Source organism: Rhizobium sp. Leaf371, assembly GCF_001424045.1.
Classification (GTDB): Bacteria; Pseudomonadota; Alphaproteobacteria; order Rhizobiales; family Rhizobiaceae; genus Ferranicluibacter.
In genome coordinates this window covers 804,394-822,415 of record NZ_LMQB01000001.1, presented here as the reverse complement: position 1 = coordinate 822,415, position 18,022 = coordinate 804,394, and the positions used below count along the sequence as shown (strand labels likewise).

The following is an 18,022-nucleotide window of genomic DNA, read 5'->3' as shown; positions in this document are numbered from 1 at the left end:
CGGAGGCGGGCTAGGTCGCCGGAGGCAGGCGCCACGCGCGCCACCTTACAGATGCGGCATGAAGAATGCGATATGGCCCCGACATCACGTTTCCGCGGCCCGTCCGTACCCGGGAATCGGCCCCGAGACTCCGCGCGCCCCAGACTCAGAGCCCTAGACTCAGAGCCCGAGCAGCAGAGCCCCGATCCGTCCGCCCGCCCCCGTCATCGCCTCCCCGAGCGCGATGATCAGGGCCGCAAAGCAGGCGACGACCAGCCCGTCCACCCGGTCCCAGACGCCCCCGTGGCCGGGAATGATGCGGCCGCTGTCCTTCACGCCGCAGCGCCGCTTCACATAGGATTCGAACAGGTCGCCGCATTGGCTGGCGATCGACAGCACCAGCGCGACCAGCGGAATGCGCGCGTCCTCGAGCGGGAAATAGGCGGCGTAGACGGCGGTGCCGGCCACGACGCCCGAGACCGCCCCGCCGATGGCGCCCGACCAGGTCTTGCCCGGAGAGATGCTCGGCGCGAGCTTCGGCCCGCCGATCGCGCGACCGAAGAAGAAGGCGAGAATGTCGGTCGCCCAGACGACGGAAAAGACGAAGAGCATGGCGACGAAGCCGACCTGCGTGTCGTCGCGAATGGTCGCGAGCGAGATCGTCGTCATCCCGGCATAGGCGACGCCGCCCGGCAGCCACCAGCCCCGGCCATGGAATCGCGACCAGACGATGGCGGCGATCGCGGCGAGGATGAGCACCGGCAGGGCATATTCGTCGCCGCCGCCGATGATGAGCACGGCGACGACCGCCTGCACGCCCCAGCCGGCGAGATAGGCGCCACGGTCGCCGGCGGCGATCCGCGTCATGCTGGTCCATTCATGCCAGACGGCAAGCCCGATGACGGCCGAGAGGATGGCAAAGGCGGGACCGCCGATCCAGGTATCGCCGAGCGCGACCGCGGCAAGCACGATGCCGGAGAGGATCCGGAGCCGGAGTTCGCGGCTCATCACGAACCGACCGCAAGGCTGGCCGGCGGCGGGGTCCCGGGAGATGCCGCATCGGTGGCGGAGGCGACATTGCCGAAGCGGCGATCCCGCTGCCGGTAGGTGTCGATCGCCCGCATCAGAAGCGCCCGGTCGAAGTCCGGCCAGTATTCCGGCAGGAAGACGAATTCCGAATAGGCGGATTGCCAGAGCAGGAAGTTGGAGAGCCGCTCCTCGCCGCTCGTGCGGATGACGAGGTCGGGATCGGGGATGCCGGCGGTGTCGAGCCGGCTGGCGATCATCGCGGGCGTGATCTCCTGAGGGCTGAGCCGGCCGGCGGCGACGTCGACCGCCAGCGCCTGAACGGCGCGGGCAATCTCGTCGCGCGAACCGTAGTTGAAGGCGATGCAGACGGTGATGCCGGTATTGTTGCGCGTCGTCTCTTCCGCCTCCAGCAGCAGCGGCAGCACGTCGCTGCGCAGGTTGGAGCGGCAGCCAATGATGCGGATCCGCACGTTCTGGCGGTGCAGTTCCGCCAGATCCCGGCGAATGAACACCTTCAGCAGGCCCATGAGGTCGCTGACCTCCGGCTCCGGCCGGCTCCAGTTTTCCGAGGAGAAGGCGTAGAGCGTGAGATAGCGGATGCCGAGCGCGCCGGCGGCGCGCACCGTCTCGCGAACGGCCTCAACACCCTTGCGGTGCCCCATGGTCCGCGGCAGGCCGCGCCGGGCGGCCCAACGGCCATTGCCGTCCATGATGATGGCGACATGCGCGGGAAGCGTTCTGGCGGACGGATCGGACATGGACGGCCTGACTTCGCGAAGGAGGGTAAAACGCAGGGATGCAGACTAGACCTGCATGATTTCCTTTTCCTTATCGGCGAGCAAGCGATCGACGTCGGAAATCACCTCGTCGGTCATCTTCTGGACCTTTTCCGACTGGATGCGGCCGATATCCTGGCCGATCGTGCCGTCCTTCTCCGCCTTCTTGAGATTGTCCATGCCGTCGCGGCGCACGTGACGAATCGCCACCTTGCTCTTTTCGGCATAGTCGTGCGCCACCTTCACCAGCGAGCGGCGGCGCTCTTCGTTGAGTTCCGGCAGGGGAATGCGCAGCGTCTGGCCGTCCATGATCGGATTGAGGCCGAGATTCGATTCGCGAATCGCGCGATCCACGGCATTGACCATCGAGCGGTCCCAGACCGACACGCCGAGCATGCGCGGCTCGGGAACCGTGATGTTGGCCACCTGGTTCAGCGGCACGCGCGAGCCATAGGCTTCGACCATCACCGGATCGAGAACGTTGGCCGAGGCCCGTCCGGTCCGCAGCGAGGCGATGTCGTTCTTGAACGCAGTGATCGCGCCGTCCATGCGGCGCTTCAGGTCGTTGAGGTCGATACCTTCACTCATCTTATTTCTCCGTGCTCGATCGGCGTGATCCCGCTGGCGCGGGACCGTCCGCCGTCTGTTGGCCGCTCTTTCAGTTGTCGGTGACGATGGTGGCGCGGCCGCCGCCCGTCAGGATATCGGTGAACCCGCCCTTCTCGTGGATCGAGAAGACGATGATCGGAATGCTGTTTTCGCGCGCCAGCGCCACGGCCGACACGTCCATGACGGCGAGGCCCTTGTCGAGCACTTCGCTGTGGGTCAGCCGCTCGAAGCGGGTGGCGTTGGGGTCCTTCTTGGGGTCGGCGGAATAGATGCCGTCCACCTGGGTGCCCTTGAAGATCGCCTGCGCGCCCATTTCGGCGGCGCGAAGGGCTGCGGCCGAATCGGTCGTGAAGAACGGGTTGCCCGTGCCGCCGGCAAAGATCACGACGCGGCCGAGCGAGAGATGGTAGAGCGTCGCGCGCTGGGAGAAGCTTTCGCAGATCTCCGGCATGGCGATGGCCGAGAGCACGACCGTGTCGATGTCGAGCTTGCGCAGCGAGGTGGCGAGCGCCAGCGCGTTGATGACGGTCGCCAGCATGCCCATATGGTCGCCGGTGACCCGGTCGCCCCCTTTGGATGCCACGGCAACGCCGCGAAAGATGTTGCCGCCGCCGACGACCACGCCGACCTCGACACCCATGCCGCGGGCGGCCGCGATGTCGGAGGCGATCCGGTCGACGACCGTGACGTCGATGCCAAAACCCTGGTTGCCCATCAGCGCTTCGCCGGAGCACTTCAAAAGCACGCGTTTATAGAGCGGTTGGGCCGACATCATCACTCCTGTCGTGGTGCACGCCCGGGGATCCGGCGCGCAATATGGGTCGAGAACGCCGCCCCCGAAGGGCAGCGTCGCATCCGAACAATCGGGCGGCCAGCCGGCGCCTTTGCGTCAAGCCATATGGACGCCGATTGCGTCAAGCCGGATACACGAAGGGCACCGCGTTGTCCACGCGATGCCCTTCCGTTTTGCATGAAGCCGATGAAGAATCAGCCCTTGGCGACAGCGGCCACTTCGGCGGCGAAGTCGCTTTCTTCCTTCTCGACGCCTTCGCCGAGCAGCAGGCGGGCCATGCCGGTGATTTCGATCGGCGCGCCGACCGTCTTCTCGGCTTCCTTGATGGCAGCCTCGACGGTGAGGTCGGGGTTCATGACGAAGGCCTGGCTGAGCAGCGCGACCTCTTCGAAGAACTTGCGCATGCGGCCGTCGACCATCTTCTCGATGATGTTGTCCGGCTTGCCGGACGCGCGCGACTGCTCGATGAACACGTTGCGCTCGCGCTCGGCGACCGCCGCATCGACTTCCGTCGAGCGAATGGCGAGCGGGTTGGTCGCAGCGATGTGCATGGCGACCTGGCGGCCGATGGCGTTCAGCGCGTCCTTGTCGCCGGTCGACTGCAGCGCGACGAGAACGCCGAGCTTGCCGAGGCCGTCGGCAACCGCATTGTGGATATAGGTGGCGACGACGCCGTCGGTCACCGAGAGCAGGGCTGCACGGCGCAGCGTCATGTTCTCGCCGATCGTGCCGATTGCGTCCTTGATGCTGTCGGAAACCGACTTGCCGGTGGCCGGATAGGTGGCGGCGTTGATCGCATCGACCGAACCGTCCGTGTCGACGGCAACCTTGGCGAAGCCGCGGACCAGTTCCTGGAAGGCGTCGTTCCGGGCCACGAAGTCGGTCTCGGAGTTGACTTCGATGACGACGGCCTTGGTGCCGGCGCTGGTGATGCCGATCAGGCCTTCGGCGGCCGTGCGGCCCGACTTCTTGTCGGCCTTGGCGATGCCCTTGGCGCGCAGCCAGTCGATCGCGGCTTCCATGTCGCCGTTGGTTTCGCCCAGTGCCTTCTTGCAATCCATCATGCCTGCGCCCGACTTCTCGCGCAGTTCCTTCACCATTGCTGCCGTAATGGTCGTCATCGTCTTGGCCTCTTTCTGTCTCTCGTCCGGTGCGCTCAGATGCGGTCGAGCGGCTCTGTCCGGAAAGTGTGTGAGGGTGTGCCCCCTCAAGATGACATCGTGATGAACAATCTCACCCGATGCGGATCCGCCCGAAAACGGCGGTCTCCTCGAAAAGATGCGGGGCCGTCCACTTCGTCAGTCGCAAACGGCCCCGTCGAATAGGTCTCGGCCGGCCCCTTGTTCAGGAGACCGGCCGTGATCGTGCTGTGAGATCAGGCGTCGGTCGCGACGGCTTCTTCTTCCAGAGCCGGCTCGAGCGGCAGGTCGCTGGCAGCGCCGAGGTCGCGGCCGGAAGCGCCCTGCTGACGGGCGATGCCGTCGAGAGCGGCACGGGCGATCAGGTCGCAATAGAGCGAGATGGCGCGCGAAGCGTCGTCATTGCCGGGGATCGCGTAGTCGATCTGGTCCGGATCGCAGTTCGAGTCGATCACGGCGACGACCGGGATGCCAAGACGCTTGGCTTCTTCGATCGCGATCGACTCCTTGTTGGTGTCGATGATGAACATCAGGTCGGGAACGCCGCCCATGTCGCGGATACCGCCGAGCGCGCGGTTGAGCTTTTCGCGCTCGCGCTCGAGGTTCAGGCGTTCCTTCTTGGTGAAGCCCGAAGCGTCGGAAGCGAGGATCTCGTCGAGCTTGCGCAGGCGCTGGATCGAGTTGGAGATCGTCTTCCAGTTGGTCATCATGCCGCCGAGCCAGCGGGCGTTGACGTAATACTGGGCTGAACGCTTGGCGCTGTCGGCGATGATTTCCGACGCCTGGCGCTTGGTGCCGACGAAGAGAACGCGGCCGCCCTTGGCAACCGTGTCGCTGACGGCCTGAAGGGCGCGCGACAGCATGGGCACGGTCTGTGCCAGGTCGATGATGTGAACGTTGGACCGTTCGCCGAAGATGTAGGGCTTCATCTTCGGGTTCCAGCGGTGAGTCTGGTGGCCGAAGTGAACACCAGCTTCAAGAAGCTGGCGCATGCTGAAATCGGGCAATGCCATGCCGTTTATCCTTTTCCGGTTGAACCTCCGTGGGGAAAACAGCAGGCTCGGATGACCCTGCCACCGGGCGGAACGCAACGGATGTCTCCCGAAACGTCCCAAACCCCACGTGTGGAATGCGGCCCGCCATACAGCGGCACGCCACGGATATCAAGGAAAAAGGCGCAATCTCCGCGGTTTTATGCCCGCGACGGCCTGTGCCCCCAACGGCCTGTGCCCCCGACGTGAGGCCTGTGCCGCCTACTTGCAGCTGCCCTCGCCGCCCTGCTTGAACATTTCGAGATTGGCGAGCTTGCCGCTCAGCACGAAGTCGCCATAGTCCATCGTCAGGTCGCGGGTGATGCCGTTTTCGTAGAGCTTGAAGGCCATGCGGTAGATCGGCACGGCGTCGCCGGTCGCCTCGTCGTTGAAATAGGAGATCGTCACCGGCCAGAAAGGCTTCTGCGCCATCACGCCCGCCTTGGCGACGTCGGCATCCTCGTCGCTGGCGTTCGGCTGGTGCTGCGCGCCGACCAGCGTCGTCGTCACCAGCGTCTTGTCGCCGCTGTCGGAGCCGTCGAAGATCCGCGATTCGAAGATCTTGTCGCCGCGCTTCGCCCGGTCGATCACTTCCAGCATATGCTCGGTCGGAAACAGGCTGTGGGCGAGGTCCACCTCGCGCTTGTCCGGTTCCGTCAGGTCCACCCGCACGCCGTCCTTGGCGTCGTGGGCCGCTCCGCGCACTTCCTTGTCCAGCTTCTCGTCGGTGAACGAGCGGGTCAGAAAGCGGAAATTGCCGCTCTTCAGGTCCTCGAACGTGGTCGTCTGCTGGTCCGTCAGCCGCACGTCCTCGCCCGTATCCACCTTGGTCACGAATCGGAAGCTCACCGTGTAGCCGTCGCAGGCCGAACCGTTGAACTCGTAGACCATGCGGCCATACATGCTGGAAATGCCGGAGCGCTCGGACGAGTCCTTGAGCTCCAGATCATAGACCGCCCGGTGCGGAACCAGGATGTTCGCCGCTGCGTTCTCCACCCCGACCGCCATCGTTCCGAAAAACGCAGCGGAGAGGACGAGGACGCGGGTCATGCCTGAACGAAACATCCAATAGCTCCTGTTGGATCGACGCGCGATGCTATATTGAAACATGCGTCGAAAGCGAGGCGTGGGATCTGATCCCCGCATCGAAGAAAGACGTGCATGACGCATTCCCCATAAGAATACAATATTGTCCGGAGACATCCATGTCCGCAGAAATCGAAGCCCGCATCGAACAGCTCGGCATTACCCTGCCGGTTGCCGCGGCACCCGCCGCAAACTACGTTCCCTTCGTCATCAGCGGCCAGCACCTCTACATCTCCGGGCAGCTGCCGATGGAAAACGGCAAGGTCGCCGTGCTCGGTCTCGTCGGTGCCGATGTCGATGTCACCGCCGCCCAGCGCGCCGCCGAACTCTGCGCCATCAACGTGCTCGCCCAGGCCAAGGCCGCGCTCAAGGGCGATCTCGGCCGCATCCGCCGCATCGTCAAGCTCAACGGCTTCATCGCCTCCGCGCCGGGCTTTTCCGAGCAGCACCTGGTCATGAACGGCGCCTCCAACCTCATCGTCACCATTCTGGGCGAAGCCGGCGTTCACGCCCGCGCCGCCGTCGGCATGGCCGGCCTGCCCTTCAATGCCGCCGTCGAGATCGACGCTGTCATCGAGATCGCATGATGGCGATGCCGGCCCTGCGTCCCCAGAAGGATACGGCCTTCCTCAAGGCCCAGCCGGTCGCCCATCGCGGCTACCACGACATGAACAATGCGATCTGGGAAAATACCGTCTCCGCCTTCCAGCGCGCCATCGATCATGGCTATGCCATCGAATGCGACCTGCAATATACGGCGGACGGCGTGCCGGTCGTCTTTCACGATGACGACATGAAGCGCCTCTGCGGCGTCGAGGGCGATATCCGGGTGAAGACCGTCGGCGAACTCGGCCTGTTTTCGATCGGCAACACGGCCGACCGCATCCCCTCGCTCTCCCAGCTCCTGCGCCTCGTCAAGGGCCGCGTTCCCCTGGTGCTGGAGCTGAAGGGCCGCCAGGGCGACGACGAAGGCTTCGCCGATTCCGTGGTGGATATCCTCGAATCCTATGACGGCCCCGTCGCGCTGATGAGCTTCGACCACTGGCTGCTGAAGGACCTGAAGGCGCTCGAGTCGCGCTTTCCCCTCGGCCTCACCGCCGAAGGCGCCCGGCCGGAAGACTTCGCCCTGCACGAGGAAGCCATGGCGCTCGGCCTCGATTTCATCTCCTACCATTATGGCCACCTGCCGAACCCCTTCATCTCGGCGCAGCGCGATCGCGGCCGCACCGTGATCACCTGGACGGTGCGCGACGAGGAGGCCGCCGACCACACGTTTCGCCACGCCGACCAGATGACGTTCGAGGGTTTCGAGCCCCGCGCACGCGCAACCGGGGACCTGGTGGCCTAGCGCATGGCAGACGACGTCAGCATCCGCATCGAGACCTCGTTCAAGGACATCGACAAGCGCGCCTGGGACCGGCTCATCGGCACCACGAGGGCGTCCGCGACCGCAGACGTGCCCTACAACCCGTTCGTCTCCCATGCCTATCTCTCGGCGCTCGAAGACTCCGGCTCGGCCACCGCCGAGACCGGCTGGCTCGGGCAGCATCTTCTGATGGAAGACGGCAACGGCGCGCTGGCCGGCGCACTGGTCTGCTACCTGAAGAACCACAGCCAGGGCGAATATGTCTTCGACCACGGCTGGGCCGATGCGCTGGAGCGGGCAGGCGGACGCTATTATCCGAAGCTGCAAAGCTCGGTGCCCTTCACCCCCGCCACCGGCCCGCGCCTTCTGGCGACGTCGGAGCCTTTCGCGGTCGAGGCCGTGCAGCAGGCGCTGGCGACCGGTCTGACCGAGCTTGCCAGGCGCCACAAGGTCTCCTCCGCCCACGTCACCTTCGTGCCCGAGGCCGAGATCGCGACCTTCGAAGATGCCGATTTCCTGCACCGCACCGACCAGCAGTTCCATTTCACCAATGACACCTATGGCAGCCACGACGATTTCCTCGAGACCCTCGCCTCCCGCAAGCGCAAGGCACTGAAGAAGGAGCGCCGGGCCGCGCTCGAAAACGGCATCACCGTGGACTGGCTGACCGGCGCGGACCTCACCGAGGAGATCTGGGACCAGTTCTTCCGCTTCTACATGGATACCGGCAGCCGCAAATGGGGCCGGCCCTACCTCACCCGCGCCTTCTATTCGATGATATCGGACCGCATGGCCGAGGATATCCTCCTGGTCATGGCCAAGCGCGAGGGCCGCTACATCGCCGGCGCCATCAATTTCATCGGCGGCGATGCGCTCTACGGCCGCCACTGGGGCGCGATCGAGGATCACCCCTTCCTGCATTTCGAGGTCTGCTACCACCAGGCCATCGATTTCGCCATCTCGCGCGGCCTGAAGCGGGTGGAAGCCGGCGCGCAAGGGGAGCACAAGCTCGCCCGCGGCTACCTGCCCGTCACCACCCATTCCGCCCATTACTTCACCCATCCCGGCCTCAAACGCGCCGTCGCCGACTATCTCGAGCGCGAACGCCTCGACGTGGAAGCCATGGGCGACATCCTCACCGAGCACAGCCCTTTCCGGAAGGGCGAGCGGCAGGATGGCGAATCCGACAGCTGAACCTCCTGAGGGACCTGCCATGACCCAATACGACACCGACAACATCTTCGCCAAGATCCTGCGCGGCGAGATCCCCTCCCACACGGTCTACGAGGACGATGCCGTCATCGCCTTCATGGACGTGATGCCGCAGGCGAACGGCCACGCCCTCGTCGTGCCGAAAGCCCCGTCGCGCAACCTCCTCGACGCCGACCCCGCCACCCTGCCCGCGCTGATCGCCGCCGTCCAGAAGGTCGCCATCGCCTCGAAGACGGCCTTTTCCGCCGACGGCATCACCATCCTGCAGTTCAACGAAGCCCCCGCCGGCCAGTCCGTCTTCCACCTCCACGTCCACATCATCCCCCGCCACGAAGGCCAGCCCATGCGCGCCCATTCCGGCACCATGGAAGACCCGGACATCCTGAAGGCCAACGCCGAAAAACTCCGCGCCGCGCTGGGGTGAGCGGGTCGAAGGATTACCTGCCAAGCATGTCCGTCATTGCGGGCTTGACCCGGAATCCAGTCACCTGACATCCGTCAGGTCGGAAGAGTCTTTCAGCCCACAGACGTGTGGTGGCTGGATTCCGGGACAAGCCCGGAATGACGGAGAGGGATGGACGACATTCTCCTCCTACCGAAACGCCGCCCGCATCAAAAACAGCGCGGCGGCGAGGATCAGCAGGGGCATGACGAGGATCTTCACGAGGTAGGAGACGGCGATGGCGATCGAGGCGGTGAAGAGATCGGACGAGATGGCGATGCCGTCGGTGATCACCTTGGTCTTCGACGCCACGCCCTCCGTCAGCGAGGTCACCAGACCGGAGGCCGCCGATACCGTGCCCGAGATCGCCGACTGCGACTGATCGACCGCCGATCCCAGCCGACCGAGAAAGCTCCTATCCGGTGCGGCCTGCGGCAGGGCAGGCGCCTGGCTGTCGCGAAGCGCATCGATCTGCCCCACGGCCTCCGCGTCGTAATCCGCATTGATCCGGTCGAACACCACGGTTGCGCCCTGCCAGGCATCGTCCGTCATCCGCGCGCCGGCGTGGAAGGCGACGGCATAGGAGAGCGGCAGCACCACGGCGCCCAGCAGGCAGAGCGTCAGCACCGCCCGCGCCAGGCGCTCGACAGCGCCCGGCAACGGCCTGCGCGTCAGGCTCGTGCCCGCCCGCAAGAGCGCGACGCCGGCAAGGCCGATGGCCGCGACCTTGGCGACCGGCAGGAACAGCGTCGACAGCACGCCCGAGACGATCGCCAGCCAGAACAGGAGGTCGGCCATGCGGTCGATCGTGTTCGTCACCGGCTGCAGCAGCTGCCCCGGGCTCGCCGTCACCGAGGCGACGCCGACGCCGCCCGTCACGTCCGCATCCTTGGCGACGCTCATCACCGAGTTCATCACCCGCAGCGTGCCATACAGCGCCGTGCTGCCGATGGTCACATCGCGATTGTACTGCGCCGCCCGGTCCGCCAGCGGATTGACGACGACGAGCAGAACCCCGAGCGCGGCCAGCACGAGCCAGCGAAGGCAGAGCATCGCCGGCCGCCGCCGTGACGCATCGCGCTGGGGCACGCCGCCCTCGCCCGCCTCGCCCCGCGGCCTCCGCCCGTCGATCATGCCTGAAATATCCTTGGCCATAAGAGCCTCCGTCCGTCGCGTGTCAGGGTCCGCCCGGGAACCCGCCGGTCCGTCCGGATGTGCAGACGAAGCTAGAATCCCAGCAGATAGAGCCCCGCCCCCAGAAAGGCGATGGCGGAGACAATGCCGATGGCGGGCACCTGCCGGCCGAGAAAGAAGGCGAGCGCCCCGACCGCGATCGAGCCGACGCGCAGCCAGAGCGGCGAGCTTTCCAGGACGCCTGTGGGGAACACGATGAGCTTGGAGACGACGCCCGCCACCAGCGCGGTCGCCACCGCCCGCACCCAGTTCAAAACCTCGGAGTCCTCGCGCAACCGCCGTCCGGCGACAACGCCGAGCCAGCGCCAGATATCGGTCGCGAGAAAGCCGGCAATGGCGATGAAGACATAGCCCCAGGCATCCGGTTGCCAGTTCATGCCCATCCCTTCCTCAGGCCCTTCCTCAGGCCCTTCCTCAGGCCCGTCCTCATACCCGGCCCCCCAGACGCCGCCGGCGCAGCACGTCGAGCCCCCAGGCCAGCGTCCCCCCGACGATGCCGGAGAGAAGCAGGTCGAAATCCGGCGCGTACAGCGTCGCGAGCGGCCCGAGCAACAGCCCGACGACCAGCGCGATGTGGATGACCGGATGCCGCCCCGAACTCCAGATGGAGGCGAGGAAATAGACCGGCGTCAGGAAGAACAGACACCCGGCCACGATCGGCGGAAACTCCGCCACATACTGGTAAAGCGTGCCGACGACGATCATGTTGGCGATCACCAGCGTCATCCCGAGCCCGAGCACATAGGTGACCCGGTGCGGGCGCGGCACGTGCTGCACGCGCTCCATCGCCATCACCCAGGCCGTCACCGCGATGAGATGCGAGACGATCAGCAGCACGAAGGTCCGCGTCTTCTCCGCCCGGATTTCCGGGATCAGCGCCGCCACCATCGGCATCAGCCGGATCGACGACAGCGTCACCGCCACGAAGGCCGCAAACAGATTGGCGCCGGACTGGATCGAGCCGACGAGAATGAGCTTGGCCGGCAGCGCCCAGACGATCCCGGTCATGAAAACCGCCTGATCCACCGGCACGCCCGATTGCTGCGCAAAGGCGGTAAAGCCGACGAAGGAAATCAGGAGGATAGACGCCGGCAGGCTGAAGATGCCCTGCATGCCCTTCAGGAACCAGAACCCCGCCGTCCCCTCGCCGTCCCTGTCCGCCGAATACGCCACGCCACCCTTCCCGCACCCGCCCTGCGGGCGGCACCCAGTGCCTGAACCTCTACCCCGACCAGATGCCGCGACGACCACCCCCCGTCAAGCCATTCCTGCCGCAGATCCCCGATCGATAACAAGGTCCGGCACGCCGGAAGCGCGCAGGAACCCGCAGCCGACACGGCGTCGTCACCAAAACGAAAACCATGTGCCCTCTGCCATGTCGTCCGGTGCGGCGCTCCCAGGACAAGGGCCTGCGGAAAATGCCTTGTCTGCAAAGGGGCAAGGTCAAGAGGGCAATCCATCCTCCCCCCGTCATTCGGGGCTTGATCCGGACCCAGCCATCTCACGTCCGGGAGATGAAGAGACGTCTCTGACCTGACCGACGTCAGGTCGCTGGATCCCGGATCGCGCCCGGGATGACGGCGGGAAGGGTGGTCGCTCGCAAAATATCGACGCAAGAGCGGCATCCGACACTTGCCGCTGCGACGACCTTGACAGCCGCCTGCCCCACCCCGCACGATCTGCCGATCTGCCGATCTGCCGATCTGCCGATCTGCCAACCCACCACCGCCCCCCCGCGCCGAAGGACCCCGATGACCAGCCTGCGCGAGCGCATCCTCCTTTACGCCGGCCTGACCTCGCTGACCGCGCTCAGCATCGATGGCCTCCTGCCGGCGCTGCGGCGGATCGGGGCGGAGATGGCCGAGGCCCCGCCGCTTTCCACCCAGTCCGTGATCGCGCTGTTCATTGTCGGCATGGCCATCGGCGAACTCTTCCTCGGGCCCCTTTCGGATGCCGTCGGTCGTCGCAAGGCGCTCCTCCTCGGCCTCGGCCTCTATGCGTTCGGCACCCTCGTCGCCATGCTCTCGACCACGCTTCCCCTGCTGGTGCTCGGCCGCATCCTTCAGGGCATCGGCGTGGCCGGACCGAAGATCGCCACGCGCGCAATGATCCGGGATCAGTTCGAAGGCGATGCCATGGCGCGCATCCTCTCCTTCATGTTCACGCTCTTCATCCTCGTGCCCATGCTGGCGCCGCTTCTGGCGCAGGGGCTGATGGCGCTGTTCGGCTGGCGCGCGATCTTCGCCGCCTACCTCGCCATCGCGCTCCTTCTGGCTTTCTGGTTCATCCGTCGCCAGCCCGAAACGCTGCACCCCGCCCGCCACATCCCGCTGCGCCCGAGGACGCTCCTTGTGAACGCCGCCAGCATCCTCGCCGCGCGCCGCGTGAGCCTCCTCATCGTCGCCACCGGCCTCGTCTTCGGCGCGCAGCTTCTCTATCTCGCGACCGCAGCCGATCTCTTCTTCGACATTTACGGCATCGCCGAGACCTTTCCGCTCTACTTCGCGCTGCTCGCGCTCGGCGTCGGCCTCGCCTCCTTCGTCAATGCGCGATGCGTGCCCCGTTTCGGCATGGAGACCATGGCCCGCGCCGGCTATGCCGGCCTGACCGCCGCCGGACTGGCGCTGCTCGCGGCCTGCGCCGTCTCATCGGGCAAGCCGCCGCTCACCCTCTTCCTCGCCTGCGCCTTCCCCGCCTTCTTCGCCATCGGCATCCTGTTCGGCAATCTCAACGCCATGGCCATGCGCTCGCTCGCCAATATGGCCGGCCTCGGCGCCGCCCTCATCGCCTCCGGCTCCAGCCTCGTCTCCGCCCTCTTCGCCACGCTCTTCGGCCACTTCTACGCAGGAACGCTTCTCCCCCTCGCCACCGCCCTCACCCTCGCCGGCCTCCTGGCCTTCCTGCTGACGGAATGGTCCAGGACGGGCGATACGGGCCCGATCGAACCGGTCGGCCGGCCCTGAGGTGAGCAACGCCGACTGACCACCGGTCGCCGGAGCCCCCGTGTCCCGTCGCTCCCGTCTCCATCTCCCGTCTCCAGCTGTTCCGGCCGCCCCCACCGACATTCCGATACGAAGACACCCAGACACAAAAATGCCGGGCACAAGGCCCGGCATTCCCACACGCAGAGCGCGTCGTCTTTACGTCCGCGGCACCTTCGGCACCGTCCGGCCCTTGCGGGGCGCGTCGGTTGCCGGGTTGGTCGCAGCAGCCGTATCGGCGTCCTCGGCCTTCGCCTTCTTCGGCTTCGGTCCGGTGTCGGCGCCCACGGTTTCCATTTCGGCCTTGGCCGCCTTGGCCGGTTTGGCCGGCTTGCGGGGCTTCTGCTCCACCTCGGCCTTCGGCTTGATGCGGGCCGTTTCCGAGATGGTCTCGAGCACGAGACCCGTCTTGCCGTCGGCCTTCGGACCGACCGTCACCTTGACGACGCCGCCCTTCTTGAGCTTGCCGAACAGGATCTCCTCGGCGAGCGGCTTCTTGATGTGCTCCTGGATCACGCGGGACAGCGGGCGGGCGCCCATCTTCTCGTCGTAGCCCTTGTCGGCCAGCCAGGCGATCGCGTCCTCGTGCAGGTCGAACGTGACGTTGCGCTCCGACAGCTGGGTTTCCAGCTGCATCACGAACTTCTGCACGACCTGGTGGATGACCGGCGTCGGCAGCGAACCGAACGGGATCACCGCATCCAGGCGGTTGCGGAACTCGGGCGTGAACAGGCGGTTCAGCGCCTCCACATCCTCGCCCTCGCGCTTGGACGAGCCGAAGCCGAAGGCGGCCTTGGCCATGTCGGACGCGCCCGCATTGGTCGTCATGATCAGGATGACGTTGCGGAAGTCGATCTTCTTGCCGTTATGGTCCGTCAGCTGGCCGTGATCCATGACCTGCAGCAGGATGTTGAACAGGTCCGGATGCGCCTTCTCGATTTCGTCGAGCAGCAGAACCGAATGCGGATGCTGGTCGATGCCATCGGTCAGCAGACCGCCCTGGTCGAAGCCGACATAGCCGGGAGGTGCGCCGAGCAGCCGCGAGACCGTGTGGCGTTCCATATATTCCGACATGTCGAAGCGCAGCAGTTCCACGCCGAGCGAGGCCGCCAACTGTTTCGCCACTTCGGTCTTGCCGACGCCGGTCGGGCCGGAGAAGACATAGGAGCCGATCGGCTTGTTGGGCTCGCGCAGACCCGCCCGCGCCAGCTTGATGGCCGACGACAGCGCCTCGATGGCGAGATCCTGACCGTAGACGACCGAGCGCAGTTCCTTTTCGAGATTGGCGAGAACGGTCTCGTCGTCCTTCGACACGGTTTTCGGCGGAATGCGGGCCATCGTCGCGATGGTCGCCTCGATTTCCTTCTCGGTGATCAGCTTGCGGCGCTTGTTCAGCGGCAGCAGCATCTGGGCCGCACCGGTCTCGTCGATCACGTCGATCGCCTTGTCCGGCAGCTTGCGGTCGTTGATGTAGCGGGCCGAAAGCTCGACGGCCGACTTGATCGCCTCGTTCGAGTATTTCAGCTTGTGATAGTCCTCGAAATACGGCTTCAGGCCCTTCATGATCTCGATCGTGTCGTCGATCGTCGGCTCCACCACGTCGATCTTCTGGAAGCGGCGCACCAGCGCCCGGTCCTTTTCGAAGAACTGGCGATATTCCTTGTAGGTGGTCGAGCCGATGCAGCGGATCGCGCCCGAGGACAGAGCCGGCTTCAAAAGGTTCGACGCATCCATGGCGCCGCCCGACGTCGCCCCGGCACCGATGACGGTGTGGATTTCGTCGATGAACAGCACGGCGCCCGGATACTCCTCGAGCTCCTTGACGACCTGCTTCAGGCGCTCCTCGAAGTCGCCGCGATAGCGGGTGCCGGCCAAGAGCGTGCCCATGTCGAGCGAGAAGATTGTCGCGTCCTGCAACGCTTCCGGCACCTTTTTCTCGACGATGCGCTTGGCGAGGCCCTCGGCGATCGCCGTCTTGCCGACGCCCGGATCGCCCACATAGAGCGGGTTGTTCTTGGAGCGGCGGCACAGAACCTGGATCGTGCGGTTGACCTCGGTGTGACGGCCGATCAGCGGGTCGATCTTGCCGACCTTGGCCTTCTCGTTGAGGTTGACGCAATAGGCCGTCAGCGCGTCCTGCGCCTTCTTCGGCCCGCCGCCTTCGTCCTGGTCGCGCGCCGCCTTCGGCGCCTCGTCGGTCTCGTCGGTGCCGCGCGGCGTGCGCGTTTCCGAGGAGCCCGGCCGCTTGCCGATGCCGTGGCTGATAAAGTTGACCGCGTCGTAGCGCGTCATCTCCTGCTCCTGCAGGAAATAGGCCGCATGGCTTTCGCGCTCGGCGAAGATGGCGACGAGCACGTTGGCGCCCGTCACTTCCTCGCGGCCGGACGACTGCACATGGATGACGGCGCGCTGGATGACGCGCTGGAAGCCGGCGGTCGGCTTCGAGTCCTCGTCATAGCCCGTGATCAGGTTGCCGAGTTCGTTGTCGACATAGTCGGACACCGTCTTGCGCAGGGCATCGAGATTGACGTTGCAGGCGCCCATGACGGCGGCCGCATCGCCGTCGTCGATCAACGCCAGCAGCAGGTGTTCGAGGGTCGCATATTCGTGGTGGCGCTCGTTGGCCAGCGTGAGAGCCTGGTGCAGCGCCTTTTCAAGGCTTGTCGAAAATGTTGGCACGTCGGATCCTCATTTCTTTTCCATGACGCATTGCAGCGGGTGCTGATGCTGGCGGGCGAAATCCATCACCTGCGTCACTTTGGTTTCGGCTACTTCATAGGTGAAGACGCCGCATTCCCCGACGCCGTGTTTGTGGACACTCAGCATGATCAGTGTCGCCGCCTCGTGATCCTTCTGGAAGAAACGCTCCAGCACGTGGATGACGAACTCCATCGGCGTATAGTCGTCATTGAGAAGCAGCACGCGGTACAGGCTCGGCTTCTTGGTCTGTGTCTTCGTCCGGGTGATGACCGAGGTGCCGCGATTGGAATCGCCGTTCCCCTCGTCACCCCTGGCCATCCGGATCGGCAGAGCGATCATTCGTCTTCATTCCCTCGTCGGATCGCAAAGCTTGGGAGCCCATTGCGACCATTCCATGACACAACAGATAGTGTGTCGTTCGGCGATTTTAAGCCCGTTCCGTTGGACTGCAACGATATTCGAACCGCGCGCTCAAGTTTGATGGTTTTTGCCGCAATGACGCGGGCGGCGGCGGGCCCGGCACCCGGCGCGGTACGCCTCCCTCGCCTCTGCGCGGCGCGGATGGCGGCAGAGCGGGCGTCGCGGCACAGGGCGGGATGAACCGGACACGAAAAAGCCGGCCGCGGCACCCCGCAGCCGGCTTCGACTGGATCGATGGGCTTGCGCCCTCTGGTTTAGCCGATCAGGCGGCGACGGACTTTGCAGCCGAGGCGGCCGACTTGGTGGCCGTCTGCACGGCATTGGCAGCCTGTGCCAGCGGCGCTTCGTAGGATTTGTAGCTGTCCTTGGCGAGGTCGGTGACCATGCTGCCGATCTTGGTGGCTTCCGAGACGTAGCCCTCATAGGAGGACTTCAGGAACGAGGTCTGCAGCTCGACGGCCGCTTCGATGCTGCGAACGCCGGTCAGCTTCTGCATATGCGCGATGCTGTCCTCGAAGTTCTTCTTCGAGTACTCGGTAGCTTCCAGGGCGATCGCCTGAAAACCCTTGGTCATCGCGGCATAGTTCTTCGTCATCGTTTCCAGGACGTCCTTGCCGGCAAAGGCGTTATCGGAAAAGTTGAACATGGGCATTCCTCCAAATGGGTTTCGATGAAGCCATATTAGTTGCACTGCACAATAAAGTCAAGAATCGATAGTGCAGTGCAACATTTCGTGATCGCTAAAGCACAGCGCCCGACACGAAAAAGCCCGGCGGGCAGGAGCCGGCCGGGCAAAAGAGAAGACAATTCGGCCGGTTGCGGCGACGTCTTCAGAGATCGATGTCGAGGATCGCCATGGAGAAACTGAAGGACAGCTCCCCGTCTTCCTCGTCGCGAAACACCACGCCGAGAAATTCGTCGCCGAGATAGACCTCGGCCGACTCGTCCTTCTTCGGACGCGCCTTGACGACGATCTGCGGATTGAAAATGCGCTTGAAGTAGGCTTCGAGTTTCTTGATGTCTTCAGGCTTCAAGTCGTGTCTCCTAGAGCGTGTCGCGCAACAGTGCGCAGCGGTTTTGCGATGACGACATCCGCAAAACGGGAACCTCAAGCACAAGGCGCGAATCTGTGGGATCGCGTTGCGCTTCAGGAATGGGATGCGGCGCTTCTCTCATGAAGCCGCAAGGGGTGTAAACCCTGCATCGACGGAGATGGGCAGCCTCACGCCACAAGCCATGCGAGCCCCGCCGGTTCCCGAAAAAAA

19 protein-coding genes are annotated in these 18,022 nt (G+C 65.1%); 5 read left to right on the top strand and 14 right to left on the bottom strand.

Annotation, left to right across the window (positions count from 1 at the left end):
• Window positions 1-159: 159 nt before the first annotated feature.
• The 7 genes from ASG39_RS03660 to ASG39_RS03630 form a co-directional block, all read right to left on the bottom strand.
• Window positions 160-987, bottom strand: coding sequence for a phosphatidate cytidylyltransferase (locus ASG39_RS03660; RefSeq protein WP_062592860.1), 828 nt, complete (start codon window positions 985-987; stop codon window positions 160-162).
• Complete coding sequence (locus tag ASG39_RS03655; protein ID WP_062592859.1) at window positions 987-1,766, bottom strand: isoprenyl transferase; 780 nt, start codon at window positions 1,764-1,766, stop codon at window positions 987-989. The genes ASG39_RS03660 and ASG39_RS03655 overlap by 1 nt, the downstream gene beginning before the upstream one ends.
• Before the next feature lie 45 nt (window positions 1,767-1,811).
• Window positions 1,812-2,372 (bottom strand): ribosome recycling factor, encoded by a 561-nt coding sequence (gene frr, locus ASG39_RS03650; RefSeq protein WP_062592857.1) that lies wholly within the window; start codon window positions 2,370-2,372, stop codon window positions 1,812-1,814.
• 70 nt (window positions 2,373-2,442) lie between these two features.
• The gene (gene pyrH / locus ASG39_RS03645) at window positions 2,443-3,165 is read right to left on the bottom strand and encodes a UMP kinase (protein WP_062593418.1); all 723 of its coding nucleotides are present in this window, start codon (window positions 3,163-3,165) and stop codon (window positions 2,443-2,445) included.
• A gap of 215 nt (window positions 3,166-3,380) precedes the next feature.
• A complete protein-coding gene (gene tsf / locus ASG39_RS03640) occupies window positions 3,381-4,307 on the bottom strand; it encodes a translation elongation factor Ts (protein ID WP_062592855.1) in 927 nt (308 codons plus the stop codon).
• A gap of 254 nt (window positions 4,308-4,561) precedes the next feature.
• Complete coding sequence (gene rpsB, locus ASG39_RS03635; RefSeq protein ID WP_062592853.1) at window positions 4,562-5,338, bottom strand: 30S ribosomal protein S2; 777 nt, start codon at window positions 5,336-5,338, stop codon at window positions 4,562-4,564.
• A gap of 240 nt (window positions 5,339-5,578) precedes the next feature.
• On the bottom strand, window positions 5,579-6,364 hold the full coding sequence (locus ASG39_RS03630) for a cell envelope integrity EipB family protein (protein ID WP_244481125.1): 786 nt from the start codon (window positions 6,362-6,364) through the stop codon (window positions 5,579-5,581).
• A gap of 197 nt (window positions 6,365-6,561) precedes the next feature.
• Between ASG39_RS03630 and ASG39_RS03625 the strand changes: the two genes are divergently transcribed.
• The 4 genes from ASG39_RS03625 to ASG39_RS03610 are packed head-to-tail and all read left to right on the top strand — an operon-like array spanning window position 6,562 to window position 9,444.
• The gene (locus tag ASG39_RS03625; RefSeq protein WP_062592848.1) at window positions 6,562-7,029 is read left to right on the top strand and encodes a RidA family protein; all 468 of its coding nucleotides are present in this window, start codon (window positions 6,562-6,564) and stop codon (window positions 7,027-7,029) included.
• A 5-nt stretch (window positions 7,030-7,034) separates the two neighbouring features.
• Window positions 7,035-7,790 (top strand): glycerophosphodiester phosphodiesterase, encoded by a 756-nt coding sequence (locus ASG39_RS03620; RefSeq protein WP_062593416.1) that lies wholly within the window; start codon window positions 7,035-7,037, stop codon window positions 7,788-7,790.
• Window positions 7,791-7,793: 3 nt separating this feature from the next.
• A complete protein-coding gene (locus ASG39_RS03615; protein WP_062592846.1) occupies window positions 7,794-9,002 on the top strand; it encodes a GNAT family N-acetyltransferase in 1,209 nt (402 codons plus the stop codon).
• Between the two features lie 19 nt (window positions 9,003-9,021).
• Window positions 9,022-9,444: an HIT family protein gene (locus tag ASG39_RS03610; RefSeq protein ID WP_062592844.1), complete on the top strand. Its 423-nt coding sequence runs from the start codon at window positions 9,022-9,024 to the stop codon at window positions 9,442-9,444.
• A gap of 168 nt (window positions 9,445-9,612) precedes the next feature.
• Here ASG39_RS03610 and ASG39_RS03605 read toward each other — a convergent pair whose 3' ends face one another.
• From ASG39_RS03605 to ASG39_RS03595, 3 genes are all read right to left on the bottom strand, one after another.
• On the bottom strand, window positions 9,613-10,617 hold the full coding sequence (locus ASG39_RS03605) for a hypothetical protein (protein WP_062592842.1): 1,005 nt from the start codon (window positions 10,615-10,617) through the stop codon (window positions 9,613-9,615).
• Between the two features lie 71 nt (window positions 10,618-10,688).
• Entirely contained in the window at window positions 10,689-11,033 is a 345-nt protein-coding gene (locus tag ASG39_RS03600) for an AzlD domain-containing protein (protein ID WP_062593414.1), read from the bottom strand.
• 49 nt (window positions 11,034-11,082) lie between these two features.
• Window positions 11,083-11,769, bottom strand: coding sequence for an AzlC family ABC transporter permease (locus ASG39_RS03595; RefSeq protein ID WP_062593412.1), 687 nt, complete (start codon window positions 11,767-11,769; stop codon window positions 11,083-11,085).
• 638 nt (window positions 11,770-12,407) lie between these two features.
• Here ASG39_RS03595 and ASG39_RS03590 point away from each other — a divergent pair.
• Window positions 12,408-13,619, top strand: a complete 1,212-nt coding sequence (locus ASG39_RS03590; RefSeq protein WP_062592840.1) for an MFS transporter — start codon at window positions 12,408-12,410, stop codon at window positions 13,617-13,619.
• A gap of 177 nt (window positions 13,620-13,796) precedes the next feature.
• Here the strand turns inward: ASG39_RS03590 and clpA are convergent, their stop codons facing one another.
• The 4 genes from clpA to ASG39_RS03570 form a co-directional block, all read right to left on the bottom strand.
• On the bottom strand, window positions 13,797-16,316 hold the full coding sequence (gene clpA, locus ASG39_RS03585) for an ATP-dependent Clp protease ATP-binding subunit ClpA (protein WP_062592838.1): 2,520 nt from the start codon (window positions 16,314-16,316) through the stop codon (window positions 13,797-13,799).
• Between the two features lie 9 nt (window positions 16,317-16,325).
• Window positions 16,326-16,676, bottom strand: a complete 351-nt coding sequence (gene clpS / locus ASG39_RS03580; protein WP_062592836.1) for an ATP-dependent Clp protease adapter ClpS — start codon at window positions 16,674-16,676, stop codon at window positions 16,326-16,328.
• 343 nt (window positions 16,677-17,019) lie between these two features.
• The gene (locus ASG39_RS03575) at window positions 17,020-17,403 is read right to left on the bottom strand and encodes a phasin family protein (protein ID WP_062592834.1); all 384 of its coding nucleotides are present in this window, start codon (window positions 17,401-17,403) and stop codon (window positions 17,020-17,022) included.
• A gap of 184 nt (window positions 17,404-17,587) precedes the next feature.
• A complete protein-coding gene (locus tag ASG39_RS03570; RefSeq protein WP_062473820.1) occupies window positions 17,588-17,791 on the bottom strand; it encodes a DUF3126 family protein in 204 nt (67 codons plus the stop codon).
• Between the last annotated feature and the right edge of the window lie 231 nt (window positions 17,792-18,022).